General features: G+C 52.0%; 18 protein-coding genes. 9 read left to right on the forward strand and 9 right to left on the reverse strand.

What is annotated here, in order from left to right; genetic code table 11:
* Nucleotides 1–200: 200 nt before the first annotated feature.
* Together UNDYM_RS28740 and UNDYM_RS28745 are read left to right on the forward strand one after the other, a co-directional pair.
* Nucleotides 201–1,940 (forward strand): methyl-accepting chemotaxis protein, encoded by a 1,740-nt coding sequence (locus UNDYM_RS28740; RefSeq protein ID WP_162044223.1) that lies wholly within the window; start codon nt 201–203, stop codon nt 1,938–1,940.
* Nucleotides 1,941–2,129: 189 nt separating this feature from the next.
* Complete coding sequence (locus UNDYM_RS28745) at nt 2,130–2,414, forward strand: energy transducer TonB (RefSeq protein ID WP_370529152.1); 285 nt, start codon at nt 2,130–2,132, stop codon at nt 2,412–2,414.
* A gap of 205 nt (nt 2,415–2,619) precedes the next feature.
* Here UNDYM_RS28745 and UNDYM_RS28750 read toward each other — a convergent pair whose 3' ends face one another.
* A complete protein-coding gene (locus UNDYM_RS28750) occupies nt 2,620–3,840 on the reverse strand; it encodes an MFS transporter (protein ID WP_162044225.1) in 1,221 nt (406 codons plus the stop codon).
* A 151-nt stretch (nt 3,841–3,991) separates the two neighbouring features.
* On the opposite strand from UNDYM_RS28750, the gene UNDYM_RS28755 reads away from it, so the two are divergent.
* Nucleotides 3,992–4,795 (forward strand): helix-turn-helix domain-containing protein, encoded by an 804-nt coding sequence (locus tag UNDYM_RS28755; RefSeq protein ID WP_162044226.1) that lies wholly within the window; start codon nt 3,992–3,994, stop codon nt 4,793–4,795.
* 65 nt (nt 4,796–4,860) lie between these two features.
* Here the strand turns inward: UNDYM_RS28755 and UNDYM_RS28760 are convergent, their stop codons facing one another.
* The 4 genes from UNDYM_RS28760 to UNDYM_RS28770 form a co-directional block, all read right to left on the reverse strand.
* Nucleotides 4,861–7,029: a M3 family metallopeptidase gene (locus UNDYM_RS28760; RefSeq protein ID WP_162044227.1), complete on the reverse strand. Its 2,169-nt coding sequence runs from the start codon at nt 7,027–7,029 to the stop codon at nt 4,861–4,863.
* Between the two features lie 127 nt (nt 7,030–7,156).
* A complete protein-coding gene (locus UNDYM_RS30280; RefSeq protein WP_174244972.1) occupies nt 7,157–7,294 on the reverse strand; it encodes a hypothetical protein in 138 nt (45 codons plus the stop codon).
* Between the two features lie 17 nt (nt 7,295–7,311).
* Complete coding sequence (locus UNDYM_RS28765) at nt 7,312–8,526, reverse strand: MFS transporter (RefSeq protein WP_162044228.1); 1,215 nt, start codon at nt 8,524–8,526, stop codon at nt 7,312–7,314.
* A 125-nt stretch (nt 8,527–8,651) separates the two neighbouring features.
* The gene (locus UNDYM_RS28770) at nt 8,652–11,531 is read right to left on the reverse strand and encodes an ATP-binding protein (RefSeq protein ID WP_162044229.1); all 2,880 of its coding nucleotides are present in this window, start codon (nt 11,529–11,531) and stop codon (nt 8,652–8,654) included.
* A gap of 163 nt (nt 11,532–11,694) precedes the next feature.
* Between UNDYM_RS28770 and UNDYM_RS28775 the strand changes: the two genes are divergently transcribed.
* The 3 genes from UNDYM_RS28775 (at nt 11,695) to UNDYM_RS28785 (ending at nt 14,587) form a co-directional block, all read left to right on the forward strand.
* Nucleotides 11,695–13,257, forward strand: a complete 1,563-nt coding sequence (locus UNDYM_RS28775; protein WP_232063636.1) for a DNA-3-methyladenine glycosylase 2 family protein — start codon at nt 11,695–11,697, stop codon at nt 13,255–13,257.
* 9 nt (nt 13,258–13,266) lie between these two features.
* Nucleotides 13,267–13,749: a methylated-DNA--[protein]-cysteine S-methyltransferase gene (locus UNDYM_RS28780; protein ID WP_162044230.1), complete on the forward strand. Its 483-nt coding sequence runs from the start codon at nt 13,267–13,269 to the stop codon at nt 13,747–13,749.
* A gap of 274 nt (nt 13,750–14,023) precedes the next feature.
* Nucleotides 14,024–14,587, forward strand: a complete 564-nt coding sequence (locus tag UNDYM_RS28785; protein WP_162044231.1) for a phasin family protein — start codon at nt 14,024–14,026, stop codon at nt 14,585–14,587.
* A gap of 97 nt (nt 14,588–14,684) precedes the next feature.
* Here the strand turns inward: UNDYM_RS28785 and UNDYM_RS28790 are convergent, their stop codons facing one another.
* Nucleotides 14,685–15,077: a hypothetical protein gene (locus UNDYM_RS28790; protein WP_162044232.1), complete on the reverse strand. Its 393-nt coding sequence runs from the start codon at nt 15,075–15,077 to the stop codon at nt 14,685–14,687.
* Nucleotides 15,078–15,095: 18 nt separating this feature from the next.
* Entirely contained in the window at nt 15,096–16,898 is a 1,803-nt protein-coding gene (locus tag UNDYM_RS28795) for a sulfatase-like hydrolase/transferase (RefSeq protein ID WP_162044233.1), read from the reverse strand.
* A gap of 131 nt (nt 16,899–17,029) precedes the next feature.
* Between UNDYM_RS28795 and UNDYM_RS28800 the strand changes: the two genes are divergently transcribed.
* Both UNDYM_RS28800 and UNDYM_RS28805 read left to right on the forward strand, forming a co-directional pair.
* On the forward strand, nt 17,030–17,923 hold the full coding sequence (locus tag UNDYM_RS28800) for a LysR family transcriptional regulator (RefSeq protein ID WP_162044234.1): 894 nt from the start codon (nt 17,030–17,032) through the stop codon (nt 17,921–17,923).
* 191 nt (nt 17,924–18,114) lie between these two features.
* Complete coding sequence (locus tag UNDYM_RS28805; RefSeq protein WP_110254571.1) at nt 18,115–19,290, forward strand: acetyl-CoA C-acetyltransferase; 1,176 nt, start codon at nt 18,115–18,117, stop codon at nt 19,288–19,290.
* Nucleotides 19,291–19,401: 111 nt separating this feature from the next.
* Here the strand turns inward: UNDYM_RS28805 and UNDYM_RS28810 are convergent, their stop codons facing one another.
* The gene (locus UNDYM_RS28810) at nt 19,402–19,809 is read right to left on the reverse strand and encodes a hypothetical protein (protein ID WP_162044235.1); all 408 of its coding nucleotides are present in this window, start codon (nt 19,807–19,809) and stop codon (nt 19,402–19,404) included.
* A 214-nt stretch (nt 19,810–20,023) separates the two neighbouring features.
* Between UNDYM_RS28810 and UNDYM_RS30925 the strand changes: the two genes are divergently transcribed.
* A complete protein-coding gene (locus UNDYM_RS30925) occupies nt 20,024–21,220 on the forward strand; it encodes a peptidylprolyl isomerase (protein ID WP_232063637.1) in 1,197 nt (398 codons plus the stop codon).
* A gap of 147 nt (nt 21,221–21,367) precedes the next feature.
* Here UNDYM_RS30925 and UNDYM_RS28820 read toward each other — a convergent pair whose 3' ends face one another.
* Nucleotides 21,368–23,779 (reverse strand): S9 family peptidase, encoded by a 2,412-nt coding sequence (locus tag UNDYM_RS28820; protein ID WP_162044236.1) that lies wholly within the window; start codon nt 23,777–23,779, stop codon nt 21,368–21,370.
* Nucleotides 23,780–23,862 lie beyond the last annotated feature (83 nt).

The raw sequence follows: 23,862 nt of genomic DNA on the forward strand, positions 1-23,862 counted from the left end.
TAACTTTATCTATTGCTTTTCCGCTGAATAAGCATCGTACTTTCAATAAATGCACGCTATATCATGCATTAATAAGATAAAGTAGCCTGATGGTAATTTTTCCGGCAATGATAAGCAAGTGAAGTAGTAATTTGTAACATCTTTGTTCCCATCTTCCTCAACCATTTTTCACACCAGCCAAGCAAATGAATTTATCAAAAATGACCGTAAGTAGGCGTCTGGGACTGGGCTTTGCTCTGGTTTTGACGTTTTTAATTGCCGTGACCATCGTCGGCATTTCAAGAATGTCCCAGATTCAGGGGCGACTGGAGAAGATAGTGAATGTCAGCAATGCCGAGACCCGTCTGGCATTGGATATGCGTGCGATCGTATATGACCGCATGGTGTCTTTGCGTAACCTGACTCTGTTGAATGATGCGGGAGACATGGAGCCCGAACTGAAAAAGATTGCCGAACAATCCAAACAGTATGCGGCAGCTGACGAAAAGTTGAGCAAAATGGCAACTGAAGACGGCAATGCCTCTGGCGAGAAAAAAACCTTGCTGGCGAAGCTGAAGGAAGCAGAAACTGCTGCTGCCGCCTTGCCAGCCAAAGCGCAGGAACTGGGCCTGGCGAATAATGCCGAGGCTGCGACCATCACCCTGATCAAGAAACTGCGCCCGGTACAGAAAAAATGGCTGGATACGCTGGATGAACTCGTTGCACTGGAAGACAAGCTCAACACTCAGACGGCAGAAGAAGCAAGTTCGGCATTTAAAGCTGCGACCAGCATGATGAGCATACTGGGCGCTCTCGCCGTCGCTGCTGGCATCTTTGCTGCATTCATGATCAGCCGCAGCTTGCTCAGGCAACTCGGCGGTGAGCCAGATTATGCTGCCACTATTGCTGGCCAGATTGCTGCCGGTGACCTGACTGCACCTATCAATCTGAAATCTGGTGATGCAGACAGCCTGCTGTATGAAATGAAAAACATGCGCGACAGCCTGGTGAACATCGTTGCGCAGGTACGCAATGGTACTGACACTATCGCCACGGCATCGAGTGAAATCACGACGGGCAACCTGGATTTGTCCTCCCGTACCGAGCAGCAGGCCAGCTCGCTGGAAAAAACTACCTCATCGATGAAAGAACTGACCACTACGGTCAAACAAAATGCCGACAATGCGCGTGAAGCCAATCAACTGGCAGCCTCCGCATCTGAAGTGGCGCGCCAGGGTGGTGTTGTGGTGGCCCAGGTGGTTGATACCATGGGTTCCATTAATGAATCATCGAAGAAAATTGTCGATATCATCAGCGTCATTGACGGCATCGCTTTCCAGACCAATATCCTGGCCTTGAATGCTGCGGTAGAAGCTGCCCGCGCCGGTGAACAGGGCCGTGGTTTTGCCGTGGTTGCGGCAGAAGTGCGTAATCTCGCACAACGCAGCGCTGCAGCCGCCAAAGAAATCAAGACACTGATCGGTACCTCGGTCGAGAAAGTCGAAATCGGTACCAAGCTGGTTGGCCAGGCAGGTGTCACGATAGACCAGGTAGTCTCCAGTGTTAAACATGTGACCGACATCATTGCCGAAATCAGTGCAGCGAGCCAGGAGCAAAGCGTGGGCATTGAGCACGTCAATCACGCCATCATAGAAATGGATGGCATGACACAGCAAAATGCCGCCCTGGTTGAACAGGCTGCCGCCGCAGCCCAAAGCCTGCAAGACCAGGCTTCTGAACTGGCGAAAGTGGTCAGCGTCTTTAAATTGCATGCTGGTGAACGCAGCCAGTACATTGCCCCTCCGGCAACACCTGCTCCGGCACCCGTGCGCCGTGTTGAACCTGTGGCTTCCATCAAAACCAAAGCCAGAAGTAGCGCAGTCAAATCTTTACCCGCAGCCAAGGCAGCACCCAAAAAAGCAGCTGCCGCAAACAGCGCTGATGAATGGGAAGAATTTTGATATCGCTGATTTTCAGTGGCCTGACATCAATCAGCGCTGCTGAAAACCGCAATTGTTGCGAATAGTGTCTAGCCTTGAAATCTGTTGGAAGTTTTTTATACTGAATAGAAAATGCATAAGAAGAGTCCTATGAAACCACAAATATCCTTACTCATCTCATCCTTGTTGTTATGTGCCAGTGCCTCCGTCATGGCCGCAGAAACTGCTCCTGTCATGGACAGCAAGTCCTGCGAACCACCCAAGTATCCAAAAGCAGCACTGATGAATGAAGAAACCGGCACTGTCACCATGGGTTTCCTGATTGCGGCAGATGGCAAGGTCGTTGAATCCAAGGTCGAAAAATCCAGCGGCTCCAAGAGCCTGGACAAGGCAGCACTGACCGCCCTGAGTCAATGCAAATTCAAGCCAGGCACCAAGGATGGCAAAGCTGATCAATTATGGGCCAAGGTTGATTTTGTCTGGAAGCTTGAGTAATCAGTTTGAAGTTCAGTATCCTGATTAACTGAACAACAAACCAGAATATACAAACAGGAAGGGGACACATGATCGTGTCCCCTTCCTGTTTTATGAATCAAGATTCTGAATCAAAATTTGAGAAGCACTCTGGCTGACAAATAAAATCGATTCTGAGGCTCTGCGAACTAGCAGGTTTTGAAACGGTAAATCTGTCCTTGCCAGTCTAGACGCGTCGTACCTCCCTGGGTAACAACGCAGCCACCACACCCAGTAGCGGCAGGTAGGCTATGGTCTGATAGACAAAGGCAATGCTGGTTCTGTCCGCAAAAATACCCAGCACCGCAGCACCCAGTCCACCCATGCCGAAGGCGAAACCGAAGAACAGGCCAGACACCATGCCCACCTTGCCCGGCATGAGTTCCAGCGCATACACCAGGATAGCGGAGAACGCTGAAGACAGCACCAGCCCGATCACAATCGTCAGCGCCGTGGTCCAGAACAGATTGGCATACGGCAGCATCAGCGCGAACGGTGCTACACCCAGTATGGATACCCAAATGACAGGCTTGCGGCCTATGCGGTCACCGACAGGCCCACCCAGCACCGTACCCAGGGCAGAGGCAAACAGGAAGAAAAAAAGATGCAACTGCGCGTTCTGCACCGTCAGGCCAAAACGTTCCATCAGGTAGAAGGTGTAAAAACTGCTGATGCCCGCAACGTAGAAATACTTTGAAAAAATCAGTATCAGCAAGATCGCGATAGCACCTATGACCACCTTGCGGGAATACGGTGCCACGTTGACAGGTTTCCTGCTACCAGCAGAGGCAATGTGGTGTGCTGCATACCAGCGGCTCACTTGTAGCAGCAGTCCTATGCCCAGTATGGCGGCCAGTCCGAACCAGGCCACACTGCGCTGACCATAAGGCACGATCACGATGGCCGCCAGCAATGGTCCTATGGCCGTACCCATATTGCCACCGACCTGGAACACCGACTGGGCAAACCCATGCTGCCCGCCCGAAGCCAGTCGTGCAATGCGGGAAGATTCAGGATGGAAGATGGACGATCCTATGCCGACAAAGGCGGCGGCCAGCAGCACGAAGCCAAAGCTGGGGGCAAAGGCCAGCAGTATCAGGCCGATCAATGTTGATGTCATGCCGAAAGGCAGTGAATATCGTTGTGGCCGGCGGTCGGTAAAAACACCCACCAGCGGTTGCAGCAGCGAAGCCGTCAACTGATAGGTCAGGGTGATCAGCCCTACCTGGCTGAAGCTCAGCGAGAACTCACCCTTCAGGATAGGATACATCGCCAGTATCAGCGACTGCATCATGTCGTTGATCATGTGCGCACTGCTGATGGCACCCAGGATGCCAAAAGCAGGTTTGTTCTTTGCCGGGAGTGCGGTGGGCCCGCTGGTGTCAGATGCTGTTGCAGAAATTGTCATGGAGATGGCTTTCACTTTAGAATGGAAGCGGCCCGCCGTCTGTGAAGCAGGGCCGTCTGCACCGGTGCCTTGAGTCCGGTATGGCAGAATTATCCTGTGTACCGCGTAGCCTGTCTCGCGCCAATCCGCCAACAACCCTTGAGAAAAGGACATGGATACATCCCGCAAGCCCAAGGCCCTGGCTCAAGCGCTTAAAGAAATTGATGAGCTGCCTTCACCTGTCAGTGGCAGGGCTACTGACTATCCAGCCAACTGGCACATTGCGCCGCATCTGCATGCCAGGCATCAACTGATTTATGCAGTACGTGGCGTGATGGTGGTGCAGACGGAAGTCGGTCGCTGGGTGGTGCCGCCCACTCGTGCCATCTGGATGGTGGCTGGCATGACGCATGAGATACGCTGCATAGGAGAAGTGCACATGCGCAGCGTGACAGTGGCGACGGATGCGGCCTCCGGTTTACCCGGCTTTACCCAGGCAGTCGGTATCTCTCCCTTATTGCGCGAGCTGATCCGCGCTGCCATGGAATTAAGTCAGCCCGATTTGCCCTATATACCTGATAGCCGCGATGGCCGTGTCATGCGTCTGATCCTCGACGAAATACGTGTCCTGCCTGTGTTGCCCTTGCATTTGCAAATGCCATCCGACCCGCGTTTGTTGAGGATTTGCGGGTTGCTCCAGCAACACCTGGATGACACTTCCACCATGGCTGACTGGGCGCAACGCCTGGCCGTGGATGTGAAGACCATACAGCGCCTGTTCGTGAAAGAAACCGGCATGACCTTTGGTCAATGGCGGCAACAGGCCCGCTTGCTGCGGGCGCTGGAATTGCTGGCGACGGGTGAGAAAATCATCGACGTCGCCCTGGCACTGGGCTATGACAGCCCCAGTGCCTTCTCTACCATGTTCCGCAAACAGTTTGACCAGACACCCAGCCAATTCTTTGCTGAGAACTGATCGCGCTTGTCAGTGAGAAAAAACTTGCGCTTATTTCATCAAGGATCGAGCACTGTCTACACAACTTATTTAGAGCCTGATTGCAAGCCGCGACGTATCAACAAAGGTTCTATCTTTGGTTCGCGTCCACGGAAATTACGGAAAGACTCCAGCGGGTCCATGCTGCCACCCTTGGACAATAATTGCTGACGGAACCAGTCACCATTCTTGCGGTTCAAACCACCATTTTCCTTGAACCATTCCACGCTCTCGGCATCCAATACTTCACTCCACAGATAAGCATAGTAACCGGCTGAATAGCCGCCACCAAAGATATGCGAGAAGTAAGTGCTGCGGTAGCGTGGTGGCACCGGGGCAAAATCGACACCAGCCTGTTTCAATGCGTCTGCTTCAAAGGCCAGCGCATCTTTTGGTATCTGAGCCGGTGTCAGTTGGTGCCAGCGTTGGTCCAGCAGCGATGCTGCCAGGTACTCTGTCGTTGCAAAACCCTGATTGAATTTATTGGCTGCCGTGATTTTATCCACCAGGGTCTGCGGTATCACTTCGCCATTTTGATAGTGCCTGGCATAGTTTTTTAATACCTCAGGCCAGGTTGCCCACATCTCGTTAACCTGGGATGGATATTCGACAAAGTCACGCGGTACATTGGTGCCAGAAAAACGCGGGTACTTCACATTCGAGAACAAACCGTGCAGGGCATGGCCAAATTCATGGAAGGCCGTGCGCACTTCATCAAAGGTCAGCAGGGTAGGTTGGCCCGCTGGTGGTTGCGGGATATTGAGATGGTTGGCAAGCACAGGGTGGGTGCCAAACAGCGTGGACTGCTCTACATAGGCATTCATCCAGGCACCGCCACGTTTTGTGTCGCGCGCATACATGTCGGCGATGAACAAGGCCATGCTCTTGCCATCTGCATCAAATATCTCATACACCTTGACGCTGGGGTGATACACCGGCAAGTCAGTGCGTTCTTTGAAAGTGATGCCATACAGTTTGGTGGCAGCAAAGAAGACACCGTTTTCCAGCACATTCTTCAATTCAAAGTAAGGGCGCAACTGGCTGTCGTCAAAGCTGTATTTTGCTTTGCGTAATTGCTCGGTATAAAACGCCCAGTCCCATGCTGCCAGTTTGAAATTACCTTGCTGCGCATCGATGATTTTTTGCAGCTCTGCGCCTTCGGCTTTGGCGTTATTCACTGCAGCCGGTGCCAGCTCGCCCAGCATCTTGTTGACTGCGGTGGTGGTCCTGGCGGTCTCATCTTCCAGGCCATAGGCGGCATGGTTGGCATAACCGAGCAGGGTTGCACGTTCGGCACGCAGGCGTGCCAGGTCTATCGCGACCTGGCGGTTATCAAATTCACCGCCATGGCTACCACGGTTGACCGATGCTTCATGCAGGCGCTGGCGCAGGGCGCGGTTAGCCAGGCTGGCTTCAAAAGGCTGGCCGGTAGTATTCATGAGCGGTATCACGAATTTATCTTTCAGGCCACGTGTCTTGGCGGCTTCAGCCGCGCTGGCGATTTCTTCTTCAGACAAACCTTGCAGCTCAGCCTTGCTATCAACAATGATGGCCGAGGCATTGGTTTCTTTCAGTACATTCTGGCTGAACTTGGTCGCCAGGCTGGCCAGTTGGGCATTCAGGCTCTTGAGTTTTTGCTTGTCCTTGTCACCCAGCTTGGCACCAGCCCGTACAAAGTCTGTGTAATAGCGTTCCAGCAGGCGGCCGGATTCTGCGTCCAGCTTCAATGCCTGGCGTGCTTCATATAATTTGCTGATACGCTGGAACAGGCGCGCATTCAGGAAAATCTGGTCCTGATGGGCCGCCAGCTTGGGTGCCAGGTCGCGTGACAGGGCTTCCAGCGTAGGGTTGGTATTCGCACCGGTCAGGCTGAAAAAGACGATGGAAACCCGGTTCAGCATCTGGCCCGCACGTTCCATGGCGACCACGGTATTGTCAAAGGTAGGGGCGGCATGGCTGCCCGCGATGAGGGCGATTTCGGCAGCATGCTGGCGCATGCCCTCGGTGAAGGCAGGGCCGTAATGTTCATTCTTGATCTGGTCAAAAGCCGGATAGTGGTAAGGCAGTTTGCTGGCACTGGCAAAGGGGTTGTCAGCCAGTTTGCCAGCGGTCTTTTTCGGCGTGACGCTGGCAGAATCAGCTGGTGCGGCTGTGACATAAGTGGCAGGACTGGCCAGCGCAGTACCAAGCAAAATGAGCAGTAGATGTTTGTTCATGTAGTTTTACCAAAATCTTTGATCAAAAGGAAACACAGTGTAGCAGACCGTAAAGCTAATATATCGTTCACCCCAGGCAAAAAAATAGCGCCCTGAGGCGCTAAAAGTGCGTAGCAAAAATGGGTCTTCAACACATGACAAAACGATTCGCCAGGTCAAGTACAAAAGACGGACGCAGATAGGCGATAAACACCAGGGCCAGCACTACAACGATGATGCTGCCCCACAGTAGCCGCAATAATCTGCGTGATAATTGTTTGGTCATGAGTTGTTCGACTTTGTTCAGGCCGCAGCTTCACCCGTGCGGACTATCGGTTTTTCGCTGATAGGCAAATTCACGAGTGCTGCAAAAATACCCAGACCCAGGACGATGCCCCATACCATGTTGTAGCTGCCGGTCTTGGTGTAAATATAGCCACCCAGCCAGACACCGATAAAGCTGCCGACCTGATGCGAGAAAAACACAAAGCCAGACAGCATCGACAAATACTTGACGCCAAAAATCCCGGCAATGACACCATTCGTCAGTGGCACGGTAGATAACCATAACAAGCCCAATGCTGCGGCAAAAAGATACACAGAATACGGTGACAGCGGTGCCAGCAAGAACAGGGCAATGACCAGGCTGCGCGCCAGATAGATGCCCGACAGCAGATAAGGTTTAGGGAACATGCCGCCCAGCTTGCCGGCATAGTAAGAACCAAAGATATTGAACAGGCCAATCAGTGCCAGCGCATACACTGCCACGCTGGGGTCCATGACACCTTTATCCTTCAGATACGCAGGCATGTGTACGCCGATGAAAACCAGCTGGAAGCCGCAGACAAAATAGCCCGCTACCAGCAGCAAAAAAGGCTTGTAGGCAAAGGCTTCACGTATCGCTTCGCTGATACTTTGCTGCGGGCCTGTAACTTGTTGCAGTGCCGGTTCACGCAACTTCATTGCCATAGGCACCATCAGCAAAATGACCAGGGCTGCCAGTACATAGAAGGCATTTTGCCAGCCTGCGCGGTCTATCAATTGCTGTTCTATCGGCATCATGACGAACTGGCCAAAGGAGCCCGCAGCAGAAGAAATACCAAAAGCCCAGGAACGTTTTTCCAGCGGTGCCGTGCGGCCTATGATGCCGCTGACTGCGCCGAACGAAGTACAGGCCAGTGCAGCACCTATCAGTATCCCGGTGCCGACTATGAACAGCACAGGCTGGTCTATCAGCGCCATCCATAACAAACCGGCCGCATACAAAAATGCACCCAGCACCATCATTTTGGTCGTGCCTACCTTGTCTATCACCATGCCTGCGAGTGGGCCAAACACGCCCCACATCAGGTTTTGCATGGCCATCGCCATCGAGAAGGTTTCTCTGGTCCAGCCGTGTTGTTGTGAGATGGGTTGCATCCAGAAACCAAAACCATGCCTGACACCCATGGACAAGGTGATCACAATACCGCTGGCCAGCAGCACGGTTTTCAGGTCGGGAGCGCGTTGAGTTGTCATGGCGATATCTGTTTTGCTCATTAGAAAATGAGTTCTAGTGTATGCCAATCCAGAAAATCATGTGGACTGCCCAAAACACCATGACGGTATGGTGTCTTGCAGCAGTCAGGGTACCTGGCCGGGGTTCAGGGATTCAGAGGCAGGTTCAAGGTAAACCGCGTGCCCATGCCGGGTGCGCTATCGACAGCGATGCTGCCATGCATGATGGTGGTCACCAGGTTGTGGACTATGCTGAGCCCCAGCCCGCTGCCACCCTGGCCCAGCTTGGTAGTGAAGAAGGGGTCAAATATCCTGCGCAAATCCTGAGCCTCTATACCCTTGCCATTGTCACTGAAGATGATTTGCACCTGATTGTCCGGCGTCTTGTGGGCGCGCAACAGCATCTTGCCATTTTCGCGGTTTTCAAAGGCGTGCAGGATGGCATTGTTGATGAAATTAGTCAACACCTGTCCATAAGGGCCGGGAAAGCTGTTGAGCTCTATGTCATCAGGAATATCAATGTCCAGCGTATGACCATGCTTGTGTATCAGGTTGTGCAGGGTGCGTATGACTTCCAGGGTAGTCTTGCGCAAGTTGAACAGCCTGCGCTTCTGGCTGGTTTGATCTACCGAGACTTGCTTGAAACTGCTGACCAGGTCACTCGCGCTCATAAGGTTACGCAGCAATAATTCATTGGCATTATTGATGGTGGCCGTGAACTGGTTCAGGTCAGAACGTTTTACCGTGTTTTCTGTCAGCTTGCGTAAAAACAGTACTGATTGTTCTTGCAAGGTGGTCGCGGTCAGCAGGCTATTGCCTATGGGTGTGTTCAATTCATGGGCGATACCCGCCACCAGTGAACCCAGTGCCGCCAGTTTTTCTTGCGAAATCAGGATTTGCTGGGCTTTGAGCAATTGCTGATAAGTCTCGGCATTCTCCACCGCAATCGCGGTATAGGCGGCCAGCATCATGGCAATATCCAGATGCATGCGCTGGAAGGCTTTTTTTTGCGTACTCTGTATGGCGATCAAGCCTATGGTGCGGCCCTTGATCATCAGTGGCACATAGATGTGCGAGATGGGAATGATTTTTTCCAGACCGGCAAAATAGGCGCTATCGACGGTCAGCTTGCTCAGGCCTGCTGCACTGATGTAGTTCTGGTATTCGCCATAGATATCGCTGATAAAGATGGGCTGCTGATGTGTGACACACCATACTGATAATAAATCCTCGTCCCTGATATCGCGTATATACGGCAACATGCGCTGGCCGCGCAGGATATTGCAGGGAAACTCTATGGTTTCCTGCTCTGGCCGGTACAGGCCTACGGCGAATACTTCTGCCCCCATCAACTCATGTACGTGGCGATAGACGATCTCCATGATGGTATCGCGGTCCAGGCTGGACGTGATTTCCCTGCCTATCTCGCTGAGCCGGTAAATATGCTTTTGTGCCTGCTGCAATTGTTCGGTCTGCAATTGCAGGCTGGCAGTGCGCTCCAGCACCCTGGCTTCGAGTTGCTTCTGGGTCTGGGCATGCCCGGCATGGCTGAGCACCTGCTGCACCAGGTTAGCCAGATGACGTCCAAACAAGACATCTTCACGTGACCAGTTCCTGGCCCCGCTGGTATGGGCAAAGCAGATCAGCCCCACGCTTTTGCCATGCAAGCGCAAGGGGATTTCCAGTGCTGAGTACAACTGCTCTTGTCCCAGCAGTTTCTGCATTTCTGTAGATACTACATGCAGGCGCATATCATGTCCGACCAGAGGCGCTTCATCCTGTTGCAGCATGTGCATCAGGAGCGGCAGGTTCTGGCAGGGCATTTCTGCCTTGATGCAGCCCTGGCGGTTGCCTGCCCTGGCATGGCAGTGCAAGCCTACCTGGTTGTCATCGATCAAAAAGATTGCAGCAAGCTCGGTATCCAGAATACGCAAGGCCGTATTGGCGATTAATTGCAGCACTTCAGCTTGCTGGCCTTCTTCCAGCAAGCGGTTCGACGACAACTCCAGCAGGATTTCTACCGGTGACTTGTGGGATAGATCATAGGCGCGCAATTCATGGAACTTGTCCATCGTCCCCAGTTCACTGAGCTCACTCGTGGTTTGCTGGTGCAGGCGGGCAAAGTGCAGGGCCTGTTGCCAGTTACCCTGCTGCTCATGGATTTCTGACAAGGCCGCGAGACTGCGTACTTTTTGTCGGCGTGAGGCGACTTTTTCTGAATAACTCAGGGCCTTGCCATAGGCATCCAGCGCTTCATCCAATTGCCCTGCTGCACGCAGGATGTCGGCCAGCGTATCCAGCACGGCGCCTTTCAGCCACACGTAATTGCAGGCATCGGCGAGTTCCAGTGCAGTGCGGATATGGGCTTCAGCGACTTCCAGTTGTGCATTTTTGCTGGCGACCTGACCCAGATACCAGTAAGTCTCAGCAAGGTATTCATGGATGGCATGTTGCTCAGCCAATACTTTCGCTTTCAGAAAGCAATCTTGAGCTGCCTGCAATTCACCAGTATGGAGCTCATTGACACCCAGGTTGATGATTTGCTTGCACAACAGGTAGGGCTCGTTCAGTTGCTCCAGCAGGCTACCGGCATCGGTATGAAAACGCGCCGCAGTTTTGCCATCACCAAGGGCATCGTAAATCTGTCCCAGTCCTATGTGCGCTTCCACCAGTGTCACCTGGTCGCGGTTGAACTTGCTCAGATCGACGCAGCGCGTCCAGTACATCAGGGCGTCACGGTACGCACCCTGGGTATAACAGATGCGACCGAGGGCCAGCAGCATCAGCCCGGCAGGGCGTGTCAGTTGCTGTTGTTCAGCGATGTGCAGGCCTTGTTCCAGCTCGTTTTGCATGGAATGTGCCTGCCCCAGCCTCTCCAGTATCAGATAGCGCTGGTAACAGGCGTCAAGTTGCAAGCCGGTTTGCCCGGCTGTAGCAGCCTGCACGCTCAATTGCCCGAGTAAGCAAGTCGCCAGCCGCGGATGTCTGCGCGCGGTCTTGACGATGCGGTGTAAATTGCGATTCAAATTCAGCGCCTGGCGCATGGTTCCCGATTTGTTTGTCCGAAAATGGCTAGAAGAGTGGCTGGCACTCGCGTATAACGATTCCTGAAGATAGTAATGCAGTTTGCAAATTGGGTACATAATTTTAACTATCCCGGAATTGATTACGCACAAGAAAGTGGCGGCTATGGAACAGCAGATACCTACCATGCAGGGCAAAGCTCAGGCTGCAGTGCCGCCCGATGCGACCAGCCTGATGCTGACTGAGGCCAGTGAGGGTTTGACGCAAAAGCAATGTTATTACCGCGCCCTCGCCGCCAAGGACAGCCGTTTCGATGGGGTGTTTTTTACCGGCGTTAAAACCACCGGTGTGTATTGCCGCCCGGTGTGTGGCGTCAAGACGCCGCGTGAATCGTCCTGCGAGTTTTTCAGCAGCGCAGCAGCGGCAGAGGCTGCCGGTTTTCGCCCATGCCTGCGTTGCCGCCCTGAGCTGGCACCGTATGCGATACAGCAAAATCTTGCCCATGCGATCTGGCAAAGAATCGCTGATGGTGCCCTGAATGAAACCGATATAGAAAGCTTCTCTGAACAGGTTGGCCTGTCTTCACGCCAGTTGCGCCGCGTCATGCTGCAAGAGTTTGGCGTGACACCGGTAGAACTGGCCCAGACCCAGCGCCTGTTGTTTGCCAAAAAACTGTTGCAAGAGACTCAGCTAGGCATGGCAGAGATCGCCTTTGCTGCCGGTTTTGGCAGTGTCAGGCGCTTCAATGCCCTGTTTTCAGAACGTTACCAGATGGCCCCGGGATCAATACGGCGTGCTGCCGACAGCGCAGGCGAAGGCGTTTGCCTGAAGCTGGCTTACCGCCCACCCTATGCCTGGGACGCAGTGATCACTTACCTTGCCGGGCGCGCCATGCCAGGGCTGGAAGCCGTCATTGATGAAAAAGGCGGCAAGGCCTATGTACGCAGCGTACAGATGGAAGGGCTGGAAGGCTGGCTCAAAGTCGCCCATCTGCCCGCCAAGCAGCAACTCAGCCTGCAAGTCTCACCTTCACTGGCCCCGGTACTCATGCCGCTGATGGCCAGGGTCAGGCAGCAGTTTGACCTGGAAGCCAATCCCGCCGTCATCCAGAGCCATCTGCAAACAGATAGCCTGCTGGCCGGGCAAATCCTGCGCACGCCCGGCATGCGTGTGCCCGGTGCCTTCAATAGTTTTGAGCTGGCCATTCGTGCCGTGCTGGGCCAGCAAGTCAGCGTGGCCGGTGCTACCACGGTAGCGGGCAGGCTGGTGAACCGCTTTGGTCAGCCAGTGCTTACCCCGTTTGCGGCTGTCACACATCATTTCCCCAGCCCGCAAACGATTGTTGGCTTGTCGATAGACCAACTGGCCGGCATAGGCATACCCGGTGCCCGCGCCGCCACGCTGCAAAACATTGCCCGGTTTGCACTTGATGGTGGCTTGCAAAGGCAGTTGGCGGCCAGTTCGGACGAGATGGTAGCCAGGCTCAAGACCGTCAAAGGCATAGGTGAGTGGACCGCGCAATATATTGCCATGCGCGCCCTGCGTTTTTCAGATGCCTTTCCGGCAGGTGACCTGGGTTTGCAAAAAGCTGCCGCATTATTGGCAACTCCGGCAACCCCGGCAAGCGAGCGTCTGACCGAAAAACAATTACTGGCTGTCGCCCAGCCCTGGGCACCGTGGCGGGCGTATGCAGCTTTACTGCTGTGGCAATCATTAAGTCAACAATAAGGAAAGATCATGAAATACCTGAACTACAACAGCCCGGTAGGGCAATTACTGTTAGCCGCCAGTGAGCGTGGACTCAGCGGCGTGTATTTTGAAAACCATAAACACTTTAAAGGCAGCGCAGGCTGGCAGGAGGATGAGTCTGATCCCATCCTGAACCAGGCACGCCAGCAACTGCAGGAATATTTTGCCGGGCAGCGCCAGGATTTTGATTTGCCGCTGGACTTATCGGCAGGCACGGACTTTCAGCAAGAAGTATGGGCGGCACTGCGCCGCATTCCGTTTGCCCAGACCAGCAGTTATCTGGCTCTCGCACAGGGTATAGCCAGACCCAGGGCGGTGCGCGCGGTGGGGGCGGCGAATGGGCGTAATCCTCTATCCATCATTGTTCCCTGCCACAGGGTCATCGCCAGCAATGGCGCATTGACCGGTTATGCAGGTGGTTTACAGAATAAAGAGGCTTTATTGATGCTGGAGAGAAGATTTTCCAAATAGCAATATTGGTGGGTCACGTCCATGTCAGGCAGATGCCTAAAGAGTAAGCAGGGTAAGTAATGTCAGGAAAAGCTCAGGAAAAGCTCAGGAAAAGCAGATAGATATCTGAAAATATCATTTGGCTAATTTTGGTGCGATGCACAAAAAGTGCTTGACCTTTTAAATTCTACGTGTAGAATCGTATTTGTTGCGGTGCACCATTCAATAATTCGTGGAAAGCGCTGCCGATCATTAACGCTGTTAAGCCACTTAATTCCATTTACCGGAGAATGACATGACTACCAATACACCAGAACAATTTATCGCTACGACTAAAGCTAACCTGGAAGCGCAATTTGCTTCCCTGACTTCCCTGAACAAAAAAGCATTTGAAGGTCTGGAGCAGTTGTTTGCCCTGAACGTCAATGCTGCTAAAGCAAGCCTGGAAGAAGGTACTGCTGCTGCCAAGCAATTGCTGAGCGCCAAAGACCCACAAGAATTTTTCACTTTGTCTGCAGCACAAGCTCAGCCAAACGCTGAAAAAGCACTGGCTTATGGCCGTCACCTGGCAAGCATCACTACAGCAACTCAGCAAGAATTCACTAAAGCTGTTGAAGCGCACATCGCTGAAACAAACACTAAAGTGATTTCCCTGATCGATGAAGTAACAAAAAATGCACCAGCTGGTTCCGAACAAGCTGTTACAGCCTTGAAATCTGTTGTTGGCAACATCAACGCAGGCTACGAGCAACTGTCCAAAACAACCAAGCAAGCTGTACAAACTCTGGAAGAAAACCTGACCAAGGCTACCCAGCAGTTCACACAAGCGGCTGAAAAAGCAACTGCTAAAAAGAAATAATCTAGCAATTGCAGATTCAGACTCAATGTAAATTGAGTTGCAGTAAAAAAATCCCCTGATGTTCGCATGAGGGGATTTTTTCATGGGCAGCTGGAATTCAGGTTGACGCTTGCTGATTCGGTTGTTTACCCAATAAATAAATCAAATACAGCACCACGCAAGCACCATCAAACATAGCTGCAATATGTAAGCCTTGTAAGGCTGGTTCAGACCAGTTGATGGCCAGCATGACCACCAAGCCCAGTTTTTCTACTGCCGCTGCCAATAAAATTGCCCTTCTTGCCTGGGTTTGTTTCACCGCATAGATAATCAGTGCGCCCACAACAAAAGCCATCAAACCCCAGTGACGCGCAAAGAACAGGCCGGTCACATCACCTACCTGCATGCCTGATGCCTGCAGGAACAGAGTGGGCGCGATAAATTGCAGGCCCGCCAGCATGGTGACAGTGCCGCTGACATACAGGATCTTGCGTATTATTTTTTCTTGCATGGTCTCCCTCCAGATTTTTTAGCTTTTCTTCTGCTGATATAAAAATGCAGGCCCCGGTAATTCCCTGCCCAGATCATCGCCCACTTCCGCGCTGATCAATGTATTCAATCTCTGATTCAAGTCCAGCAGCAAATCCTTGTGCTGTTCTGGGCTGGCGGCCAGGTTGGTGATTTCATTCGGGTCGGTTTGCGTATCATAAAGCTCAAGCTGGTTGCGTGTCCTCAGATTTTCCCAGTCACGTGGCTGGTGATGATCGGCAGGTTTGAAATAACGGGCAAATTTATAACGGCCATCATGGATACCACGGAACAGGGCGGGGTTTTCCAGGCTAGGTAAAAATTGGCCGCTTTCAAAGCCGATGAAAAGCGAGCTCAGCTTGTTATATATCTTGCCGGTTTTTGCCCCCTTGCGTGAAAATTCCGGGTCCATATACAGGGGGATGCCGTAATTGAACAAGATGCCTTTTTTATCGCGCTCTGTGGTTGCGCCAGTTGTGCTGATGGCCGCACTGATATCGACACCCTTCAGGTAAGGATATTTTTCTGCAACGGCACGCGCATCTACGCCAGCCATACCAAGGATGGTGGGCACCAAGTCGATATGTGAACCCAGGGCATTCGTCATCTTGCCACCCGCCACATCGGGGTGGCGCACGATGAAGGGCAGGCGCATGTTTTCCTTATACATGAAAGGCCCCTTCTGGCGCAGCTTGTGGGCACCTGCCATTTCGCCGTGGTCCGAGGTATAGATGACGATGGTGTCCTTATCCATGCCCAGCTTTTGCAGCGCCTGCAATACCGTCAGGGCATGGCTATCAACATCGCGCACGCAATTGAAGTAATAACTTTGATAGGCGCGCCAGGCCGCTTCATCGTTAGGATCTATATGGCCGTATAGCCAGTTACACATTTCTATGTAAGAGCTGGTGGCCCAGGGTTTGCCGATTAATTTGTCCTGGTAATAACTGTCTGGCAAAGGCAGGTCCCAGTATTTGTCGTAAACACCGCCTGTGGGTGGGGTCGATAAAGGCGACAACATATTGCGCTGCTGCCGGCTGGCCACTTGTGCATCGCCAGTGCTGACATACATGACATCATGTGGATTCACAAAATTCACTGCCAGAAACCACGGCTGCTTGCCGCGCATGGCGCGCCCTTTCGTGTTCAGCCATTGCACCGCATTGCTGGCGATTTGCCCGTCATAGCGGTAACCGGTCCAGGTCGAACCATGGGGATCGCCATCGGCGTTGTAGTCAGAAAAACCGTAGGGTTCAAGCGCATTTTCAGTGCTGGGGTAAGGGCCGTATACCAGGCCAGGGTCGGCTCGCAGGTGGCTTAAATGCCATTTGCCTTTATACGCAGTGTAATAAGCCTGGGCCCTTAACAAATGTCCGAGGCTGGGCAAGCCATCTGCCAGATTGGGGAAAGAAGGTGGTGCATCGACATTTGCAGTCATGTGGGTGTGCTGGGTATGCTGGCCAAAATACATATTCGAGCGTGAAGGCGAACAAGGCGTGGTGTTCGCATGAAAATTCATCATGCCTGTGCCTTGTTCCAGCAGCATTTCATGAGCAGACAGGCCCAGGCCAGACGGCAAGTCTTGCCAGTGGCGTAGCTGGTCATTCACGATCAGCAGGATATCTGGGCGCCGCTGGCGCAAACCTTGGGCTGTCATTGCTCCCGGCACCCTGGGTATGTCGCGCGGTCTGTGCTGCCGGTCGGCCACGTCGCCCAAGGCTGCCGCCAGGCCTGTGCCCGCCATCGCGGCCAGTACTTTTCTGCGGCTGATTTTACCTGAACGATTGTCTGACTGATCTGCCATATCTCCCTCCCTTAACCGGCTCGTGATCAGCTCGTGATCGGTTCGTGATACTGAGCAGTGTCGGACACTTAAGCCCATACGTCCAGTGCATTATAATTATCGTGTTGATACCTTGAAGGTATGGCCTGCTGATGAACCTGAAAAAACTCAAACACGTCGTCGTACTGGCAGAGCAAGGCAATTTTGCCCGTGCCGCTGATAAGCTCAATCTTAGCCAGCCGGCGTTGAGCCGTAGCATTTCCGGTCTCGAAGATGAACTGGGCATGCGCCTGTTTGACCGTGACCAGGCTGGTGCCACAGCCACTGCTGCGGGCAGGCAACTGATCACGCGTGCCCGTGACTTGCTGTATGCGGCAAATAACCTCAAACAGGAAATGGCACAACTACGCGATGGTGAAAGTGGCCAGATCATTTTTGGTGCCGGGCCTTTTCCTGCAGCCAGTTTTTTGCCAGCGGTACTGACTGAACTGGCAAACACCTACCCACGCATGCGTACCGTGCTCGAAGTCAATAATAGCGACACCCTGATGGAAAATCTGCTGGCAGAAAAGCTGGAATTTTTCATCGCCGACACCCGCAGCCTGACACCGGACAAGCATGTACAGCTCAGGCCTCTTACCCGGCAAACCGGTGGTCTGTATTGCCGCCGTGAGCACCCACTGACCTTGAAAGCGAAGTTGAGCCTGCAAGACTTGCAAAGCGCCAGTTATGCCAGCGTGTATCTGGCAGATATTTTCGTGCCTGCCATGCGCAAGGCGTTTGGCCTGGAGCCCGGCCAGGACCTGCCACTGGTGACGACTTGCGACAATATCTATGTACTCAAACATGTGGTCAGGTATAGCGACGCAATACTCTTGTGTACTCAGGCCGCAGTGGCAGAAGAACTCAGTTCCGGTGAGTTGATCGAGCTCAAGGCTGATGGCTGGCAAACCATGCAGGCAGAAATTGGTGTGGTCAGCCTGGCAAGACGTAGCCTCTCGCCTTTGGCTGAACTGGTATTGGCCAGGGTCGCAGCGCACTTATAAAGCGCATGGTTTTGAGCAGGATCAAGAAGCAGACATGGCAAAACACCATCTTTTTTAAAGCACGGGAACTCAGCCAGCCGTGAGCAGTGGTAAGCTAGAGCATGTATTCTATATGCAGGCGCATTTGCAATAATTCAGCAGCATTCATTTGACCATCCCCTGAACTCAGGGACAAAACCAGGAGAATTCACATGCAAGACGTGGTAATCGTAGCTGCAGGCCGTACTGCAGTAGGCAAATTTGGTGGCTCTTTGGCAAAAACCGCTGCTTCCGACCTGGGCGCCCATGTCATCAAGGCCCTGCTGGCAAAAACCGGCCTCAGCGGTGACCTGATCAGTGAAGTCATCCTGGGCCAGGTATTGACTGCCGGCGTAGGCCAGAATGCCGCCCGCCAGGCTGTCATCAGGGCCGGATTGCCAGACATGGTACCGGCTTTCACCATCAACAAGGTATGCGGCAGTGGTTTGAAAGCTACTCACCTGGCAGCGCAAGCCATCAAGGCTGGCGATGCTGACATCATCATCGCCGGCGGCCAGGAAAACATGAGCGCTTCGCCACATGTATTGAATGGCTCACGTGATGGCTTCCGCATGGGCGACGCCAAACTGGTCGATACCATGATCGTTGACGGCCTGTGGGATGTGTATAACCAATACCACATGGGTATCACGGCAGAAAACGTCGCCAAGAAATACGGCGTAACCCGTGAAGAGCAAGACCTGTTTGCCCTGGCATCACAAAACAAGGCAGAGGCCGCGCAAAAAGCCGGCAAGTTCAAGGATGAAATCATTCCTTTTGAACTGGTCAGCAAAAAAGGCACGACAGTGTTTGATACTGATGAATTCATCAAACATGGCACGACGCTGGAATCGCTGGCATCCTTGCGTCCCGCATTTGACAAGAATGGTACGGTCACTGCCGGTAATGCATCCGGCCTCAACGATGGTGCCGCTGCAGTCATCATGATGACTGCCCAAAGAGCCGAGCAACTGGGTTTGCCAGTGCTGGCACGTATCAAGGCCTATTCTTCTGCCGGTGTTGACCCAACCATCATGGGCATGGGCCCGGTACCTGCCGCCCAGCTCTGCCTCAAAAAAGCTGGCTGGACTCACCAGGACCTGGATTTGATGGAAATCAATGAAGCCTTTGCCGCCCAGGCGATCGGCGTCAATAAAGAAATGGGCTGGGATACCAGCAAGATCAACGTCAATGGCGGTGCGATTGCAATTGGTCACCCTATCGGCGCATCAGGTGCCCGCATCCTGGTCAGCCTGATCCATGAAATGATACGCCGCGATGCCAAAAAAGGCCTGGCAAGTTTGTGTATCGGTGGCGGTATGGGCGTGGCGCTGGCGATAGAGCGTTGATTCTTTTCGCTTATATTGAAAGCCTGCCTGTATTAGGCAAAAGTGCAGGCTAAAAATTCCAGCCCCCTCTGTTGTTCTGAAGAGGGGGTTTTGTTTTTCTATTAGTTGCAGCTATTTTGCCGCACCTTCTCCAGCACTGCGAAACTTCTTACCATCTTGCATCATGGTAATGTCGGGGCTTTGGGCAGGCAATTTGCTATTGTCTCCTTCCAAGCGTATTTCAGCGCGCATGAGTTTTTTCCCACATGCATTCACCATTTTGATTTCCAGCAAATCCACTTTGCCTGCACCAGCTTTGCTCAAGTTTTGTATCAAGTTTGCAACTGGTTTATTGGCCGTCGTATACGCAACAATTTTCGCTACACTTGGTGCGGCAGTAACAGAGATCAGCGACTCATTATGTGGTTTTGCTGCCTGGAGATTTGCAGTGTTAATAGCAAATGGCTGCGCGGCAAGGCTATTGGCTGTGAGCATGCTAAGAATTAAGGTGGGAGCAAATATGCAGGTTCTGGCGCTCATGATTATCCAATACTGATAAAGAAATAAATGTCGGACATCTCACTTCGGCCTGTATTCAACACTGGAATATACTTTGGCAAAACTTCTGCATTAAATTGTGTGTACATAAATCTGATTTAATGTTGGTCATGCCGTTTCATTAATTTTACCTTGCTTGATGGGGATATAGCCGATAACACAAGTAAAATGCTGCCTTTACTAAAAAGGTCGCGTAATGAAAAAACTATTTTGCCTGAGTATTTTGGGCCTGCTGTTGACGGCATGTGGAGGCGGTGGTTCTGGTTCGTCGAACACTGCTAGCGTAGTCGTGAATGATCCTGGTCTGAGTTTCATTCCGGAAGCATTGAATGTTGCCGTAGTCGAAGGGCAAAGCAAAGTCACAGTGGTCAGAGCGACTGCTAACAAGGTTTTTTCAGGAACGGTGAATGTAGGCATCATCGACACCAAAGGTGTGACGACGGGCAAGGTCAATATGACGGCAGTGTCATCCTTCGCTTACGACGTGGCTTTGGAAGTTTCAGGGAAATTGCCCATCGGTGTCTATGATGGCGCTCTTGAAGTTCGCTTATGCAAGGACAGCCCGGAAGTATGCAACCAGCCGCATCCAGGCTCACCCTGGAAATTGCCCTACCATATAGAAGTGAAAGTATCTGGCAGTATCGGCCAGGTGTCGATAGATCAATTGAAGTACCGACAAATATCGAAGATTACCGTTACGGGTGAAAATCTAGCTCAGACAAATGTCATCATGCCTTTTTGCCTGAGTTTGACAGAGACTGGAAATACATCCTCTACTCAAAGGAATTTTTCGTGCAAAATCGTAGGCGTGGGTAATTCCGAGTTGAGCATTATTTCTCCTAAAGGTACCAAGCTGTATTCCATGCCTGTCGTGATCGCTCAGGCAAATCCGCCACAAGTGACCATGAAGACCAGCTTGGGCGACATGGTCGTTGAATTAAATCCAGCCAAAGCTCCCATCACGGTGGATAATTTTCTTACTTATACCGAAAACGGTTTCTATACAAACAAGATATTTCATCGCGTGATCAGTAATTTTGTCATACAGGGTGGTGGTTATGATGCCGATTTGAAGCAGGCTGCGACTATGCTACCGATCAAACTTGAAGCAAATGATTTGAGCAATTTGCGTGGCACCATCGCCATGGCCCGCAGCGCTGTACTGGATAGCGCGACCTCGCAATTTTTCATAAACGTCGTCGACAATATTGCTCTCGATTCTTGTACTCAGTCATCTTGCGTCGCGACGCAAGGTTATGCGGTATTCGGCAAAATCGTCAGTGGACTGGATGTTATGGACAGGATACGTCAGGTGCCAACCAAGCAGGCATCAGGCATGAGTGATGTGCCAGTAAGTCCTGTCATTATTTACTCCGCGACGCAGACCCGATAATGGTCCGAGCAAGCGAAAGGGAGCTGTCATGCACCCTTTTTTATGCCTGCTCCATATTGCTTTCGTCAAAGCTCAACTTGCCTATCAATCGGGATAAGGTCTATCCCCAATGAAAAAATCCCGGAACAGATATTCCGGGATTTTTTATTATTTCTTCAGGCACTTCTCCAGGAACTGATCCTGTTCCCACAGCAAATGCATGATGTTTTCCCTGGCTGCATAGCTATGGCTTTCTTTCGGTAATATCACCATGCGTACTGGCGCACCCAGGCCTTTCAGGGCCTGGAAATAGCGCTCGGTTTGCAGGGTAAATGTACCGGGATTATTATCGGCTTCACCATGTACCAGCAACATCGGTGTCTTCATTTTGTCGGCATTCATGAATGGTGACATCTTGGTATACACCTCAGGGCTTTCCCAGTAATTGCGCTGCTCACTCTGGAAGCCAAATGGCGTCAGCGTACGGTTATACGCGCCACTGCGTGCAATACCGCAGGCAAACAGTTTTGAATGCGTCAGCAGGTTTGCTGTCATGAACGCACCATAAGAATGGCCGCCCACGGCAACACGCTTGCGGTCTATATAACCCAGAGCATCCACAGCATCAATCGCCGCTTCAGCATTATCGACCAATTGCGGGATGAAGTTATCATTCGGCTCGGTCTTGCCTTCACCGATGATGGGGAAGGCCGCATCATCGAGTACTGCATAGCCGCGTGCTGTCCAATAAATGAATGAGGCAGTGCTGGGGAAGGTGAACTGGTTTTCATTGTGCTTGCTTTGTCCTGCTGAATTCTTGTCCTTGAATTCAGCCGGGTAAGCCCAGATCAGCAAAGGCAGTTTGTCTTTCTTGCTCTTGTCGTAGTTGGCAGGCAAGTACAGGGTGCCAGACAATTCCACACCATCTTTGCGCTTGTATTTGATGACTTCTTTCGAGACATCCTTCAAGCCCATGAATGGGTTCTTGAATTGCGTTACTGGGGTGAGCTGATTACCGCCCTTGATATTACGGAAGTAATAATTCGGATATTCAGTCTTCGACTGTATCTGCACCAGCACATCGCCTTTTTTGACATCTTCTATCGAGACGATGTTTTCTACCTTGTCGGTATAAGTCGATTGATACAGGCGGTTCTTTTTCAGGCTGGCCAGATCGAGTTCATCGATGAAAGGGAACTGGCCTTTTTTGGTGTGACCGGCACCCAGCAAATAAGCCTTGTTGTCTTCTATCGCCAATACACGGCGGTGATACTGGTTGTATTTGGTTTCAAAGCGGCCAGGGTCAGAATAGATATCCTGCATATTTCGGTCAGAGATCAGGCGTGGTGCTTCTGCCGGATTGGACGGGTTGAACAGATAGGCCTTGGTATTGCGTGTGTCATACCAGCCGTCACTGACAACCGCCAGATTGTCATTGCCCCAGACGATGCCGTTATAACGCTGCGCGACTTTTACCAGGGAGATAGCTGGCTTGTCGAAAGGCGCATCCCAGGAAAATACTTCATCGCGGAACTCTGCCTTATTCGCCGGGTCACCGCCATCAAGCGCCTGTACATAAGTCAGGCTGGCTGCCTTGTCTGCGCGCCAGTCCAGCTGCCGTTTGCCAACTGCGACAGCACTAAAACCCTTGGGGATGATTTCATGCAAAGGTGATTCATCAACGACCTTGATCTGCTTGCCAGCCAAATCGCTGACGATGGTTTTTGATGGGAAACGATCAAGCGGAACCACGTAAGAGAAAGGCTTTTGTATGGTACTGATCTGCAGGTATTTGCCGTCAGGAGAAAAGCTGACTTCAGCGAACATATCAGCCTTCTTGAATAAACTGCTCTTGCCATTCAGGCTGACTTTGTGCAGCTCAGAAGTTGTCAGGTTAACGAAATTGCTTTCGTCATTCTGGTTCTTCAAGAGATCAGCATAAGTGCGGTTCTGTGACGCTGCACCGCTGGATGTGGAGATGATAGGGCCGCTTGGCAAATCCTTGCTGGCATCCAGCAAGGCCGGGCGGTTCTTGGGCAAAACCTTGATGAGCAGGCTTTCACTATCCCTGTACCAGTCAAACGGCGCGCCCAGATTGGCATTCAGGTTGGCTTCTGTCAGTTTTTTTGCCGTAGCTGTTTCCACATCGATGACCCACAGCTCTACACCTTTGGCTGCGGTATTGGTGAAGGCAATCTTTTTTTCATTCGGCGACCATTTGACATGGCTGATCAGCGGGTTTTCTGGCAAGCCTTTGACCTGTACTTCATCTGTCGCATCGACTTTACGTAGCTTCAGATTATTGACATACGTCAGCGTACTGGAAATATTGGTGACCGGATTGATGCGCAAACCGGCCAGACGCATTTCAGTCTGGCTCAGATCATTCAGTGATTTATAGGTATTGCGATAACTGAGCAGCAGCATCTTTCTGTGACTATCCATGCTCACGACAGGTGCACGCTGGAAGTCAGCGAGCTCCAGTATCGCTTGTGGCGGTTTTTGATAGTTCAGATTTTCCTGCGCACCCGCATTGGCTCCCAGCGCAGCCAGCAAGAGCAGACTCAGTTTGCTTTTCATTAATATCCCCGGTTGAATTTATATGCACCAGCCCCGGTAATCAACCAGAGTCAGAAGCTTTATTCTAGCACTGCAATATATTT

It is taken from the genome of Undibacterium sp. YM2 (assembly GCF_009937975.1).
In the GTDB taxonomy this organism is placed as follows: Bacteria; Pseudomonadota; Gammaproteobacteria; order Burkholderiales; family Burkholderiaceae_D; genus Undibacterium.